Below are 3,385 nucleotides of genomic sequence, written 5' to 3' on the forward strand. Positions count from 1 at the left end.
ACGCTGGCTAGAACGCTTGCGCACCCTGCCCGACGCAGTGCGCGAGCAGATGAGCCTGGTACCTTAAAAACGTGGGGATACCTAAGAACCTGACCCCGTTTTATCAGTAAGGTTGGCTCTCCAGTCTCCATAGAGCTGACGGCTGGTGAGGGCCGCAGAGTAGATTTCGGCATGGAGTATGAAGTAGACACTTATGTATTCGAGAGGCGTAAGAGGTGTTGGTATCTAACACGGGCGATTAATCTCAGAGACTGACAAGGAATTGGGATATGGAAAAAAAATGAGTATCGGTACCTACCACTTGAACACATCTGCAGTCTTCGCCGCAGTGCTTTGCTTCTCCATGACTGGATGCACTTCGTCCGCCCAGGCGGTTGCGTCGCAGCGCGAACAGATTCGCCATAATGAGCAATCTGTCGCTGTTGATTGTCCCTCCAAAGATTTCGCAACGTTCCTTGAGCGCTATGCCGATTCTGCAGATGACAGTGTGCGTCGCCGCTTTACGGATGACCCGCTGGAATACGAGGTGCCAACGTACACAGTGGAGGACATGACTGATTCGTCCCCTCTTACGCACATCTCAAAAATAAAAGGGTCCTCCCGCTTTGAGCTATTCTCATATCGCTATTTCAGGAATGCCAAAGTCTTCGATCACATCGATCCTGGCGAAGCAAATCCGCAGCCGGAAGGCGATGCCGGATTCCCCTTTAAGATTGAGGCCGGCGTGGGGGGGGATTACACCGTCTCTTTCGGTATGGAATATGAAGTAGATTCGTACCTGTTCAAACGTAGCAAAGGCTGTTGGCGCATGACGCGCGCGATCAACTTGAGAGACTGATAAGGAGTTGGTACATGGCTGCACAGGAAGCAACGCCCCAAATCCCCTATCGACTAATGCAGCTCGAATGGGACCAGAAAAAGGAATACCACAACGAGGTTGTCGAGAACTTCGACGATCTGGTCACGCATCATCCTTACGGCAACCGCGGCGCCAATCTGCAAAACGGTAGCGCTGTCGGTGGACAAAGAGGTCGAACGCTGGGGCTAATCGGTGGCGAATTCCAAGAAATCGAGGTAGCCGAGCCAGGACAAACGCATGGCCTTCGTCCTGACCAAGTTCTGCTGAAGAAGGATTTCTTGCTCGAAGATTCCAGGCTACCCCCTGGGCCTGCTTCGAGGGCACTGGATGTCCCATCGCCCGTTGCTGGTGTGGTGGGCACTGCCGATGCGCGGCAGGGCTTGGTCGATGTGCTGGATCGGGAAGGCGGTGATGTCATCCTGCGTGTCCGGCACATGTCCCCGCTCCACGTGCAGGCCGGTGATCGAGTCGAGTATGGGCAGGCATTGGGGGTTCAGGGCAAACAGGCAACACAGGCAATCCACGTACACATGGAGGTTGATACTCGCTACTACCAACACTACGAGAACTACGTAGGCGATTTGGTCAGCGGTCGCCTGTCGATCGATGCAGAAAGGCGGGATCGTGGCATTGAGCCCAGGCCGTTCGTAGATGACGAAACAATCCGCATCGGTGAATCGTCTGAGATGGTTCGCAAGGCGCAGCAAACCTTGAATGCCGAAGGGTATCGCGGCACTGACAATCAGCCACTTCAGGAGGATGGTGTCTACCGCCTGTCGATGCAGGCAGCAGTGATCAACTACCAGCAGGCGCATGGACTCTCTCAAACCGGAGACATTGATCCTGCGACATTGCAGCAGATTGCTCCGCGCATCTTCCCGCCCGAGTTGAATCGGGAAGATCACAATGCTGCGCCAACCTACCGAAATATCCAGGGCGCCGTGCCCTCGCAAGACCCACTACACCGTCAGGCCGAAGACGCCGTGCGCCGTCTGGAGCAGAGCCTTGGCCGCGACTATGACGACAATAGCGCTCGGCTTGCGGCTAGCAGCGCCCACTTGGCCAAAGCGAACGGACTAACGCAGATCGACCACGTCGTGTTGAGTAATCAAACAGCGTCCGTGGGACGGGGCGAAAACGTGTTTGTGGTCCAGGGCGCATTGGAGAACCCCGCGCATTTGATGGTCCACATGAAGACGAGCGACGCGATCGCCCAGCCCGTGGATCAGTCCCTTACGCAGCTGCAGGCGCTGAGCGAAACGCAGCGACAGCAACAGGCCCAGCAGCAAGGCCAGCAGCAGGATCATCAACAGCAGATGAGTGCGCCCCAACACCGAATGGTTTGAGCAGCTGAAGCTTTTGTCTGGGAGGTTGACTCAGTGGCCGACGAACTTCGCGTCCGCCATCTTGGAACAATCGCTCACCAGCAGTGCCGCGGTCAGCGCGGTGGCCATCCGTCTCATCATTGTGCGTTCTCCAGTTGAGGCTGGTGCCGAGGATGGCGCGTGGGGATGTATGGGAGGTCAAGTTCCTGAAGTTGGGACAGACTCGGGTGTGAAGACGCTTACGTTTTTTGAGGGCTATCTGTGGCAATCAGCACCTAAGAAACCCAGCATCCAGGTAATCGCTGGTGCGCGAGCCCGGCTGATGCCTACCACCGCTAACCGGTGCTGTCTACTCTTGACAAATTTTTCACACCTCTTAAAAATCACACCACTCTTTACGCGTTTGACATGGAGTCAAGTTTAGGTCTGGCGATGCGCCAGACAGCTATGGATTGTCTGGGTTTATCGCCCCGCACAGCCGGTACGGTCTCACCGCTCCGGTCCAGCGGGTCCTCACGGTAAGCCCGTACCGGCTGTGCGGGGCGTTTTCTTGGTGAAGAGTGAAATGGATGACCCGCGTCTGCAATTCCTCGCAAGCATAGACCTTGCGAAAACTCGAATAAAAGCATTTGAAGGATTCGTGCTCCTGTGCGGTGGGCAAAGCGACGGTCAAGCGCACCCAATAAAGTCGATCAGACACCTTATCCAGTTGGAGCTCACAAACGGCCGCAATAGTGAATTAGCCCAACGGGTACGTCTCGCCGAAGAAACAAAAGATTGGTTCCACGGAGGGGTTTATTCGGATTTGGTCACTTTCGAAGAACATCTCGCTGGACTTTCTGCTGTAGTAGTTCTTGTGGTTGAAAGCGCAGGCTCAATTGCAGAGCTCGGTGCTTTTTCCGTGAGTGAACCTTTTCTTGATCGGCTTCTAGTCGTTGTATCACAGGATCATTATGATGAATCTTCTTTCATTAGGCTTGGTCCAATCCAAAAAATTGAAAACAAAGCTAAAAACTCAGTCATGGTGTATGACTGGCATGAGCATAAGATTGGCGGAGCACGAGTCGAGAACTTTGAGCTAGTCAGAGGAGAGATGGGGGAAATAATTTCTGTAATGACCCATCGGTTTCTGCACAGGTCAGGTGGTTAATGTAGCGGCATAGGCTTGGTCAGGCGTCATCATCTTCAGTGCCTGATGCGG

At 54.3% G+C, this 3,385-nt stretch carries 3 protein-coding genes; all 3 read left to right on the top strand.

Annotation, left to right across the window (positions count from 1 at the left end):
* The first annotated feature begins 280 nt into the window (after window positions 1-280).
* The 3 genes from XdyCFBP7245_RS23160 to XdyCFBP7245_RS23975 all read left to right on the top strand — a co-directional run bounded on the left by XdyCFBP7245_RS23160 (window position 281) and on the right by XdyCFBP7245_RS23975 (window position 3,334).
* Window positions 281-838: a hypothetical protein gene (locus XdyCFBP7245_RS23160; RefSeq protein WP_104617687.1), complete on the top strand. Its 558-nt coding sequence runs from the start codon at window positions 281-283 to the stop codon at window positions 836-838.
* 551 nt (window positions 839-1,389) lie between these two features.
* Complete coding sequence (locus XdyCFBP7245_RS24845) at window positions 1,390-2,205, top strand: XVIPCD domain-containing protein (RefSeq protein WP_342352107.1); 816 nt, start codon at window positions 1,390-1,392, stop codon at window positions 2,203-2,205.
* 544 nt (window positions 2,206-2,749) lie between these two features.
* Window positions 2,750-3,334, top strand: coding sequence for a retron St85 family effector protein (locus XdyCFBP7245_RS23975; protein WP_146091732.1), 585 nt, complete (start codon window positions 2,750-2,752; stop codon window positions 3,332-3,334).
* Window positions 3,335-3,385: the final 51 nt, after the last annotated feature.

The sequence above is a fragment of the Xanthomonas dyei genome (genome assembly GCF_002939865.1).
GTDB lineage: Bacteria > Pseudomonadota > Gammaproteobacteria > Xanthomonadales > Xanthomonadaceae > Xanthomonas > Xanthomonas dyei.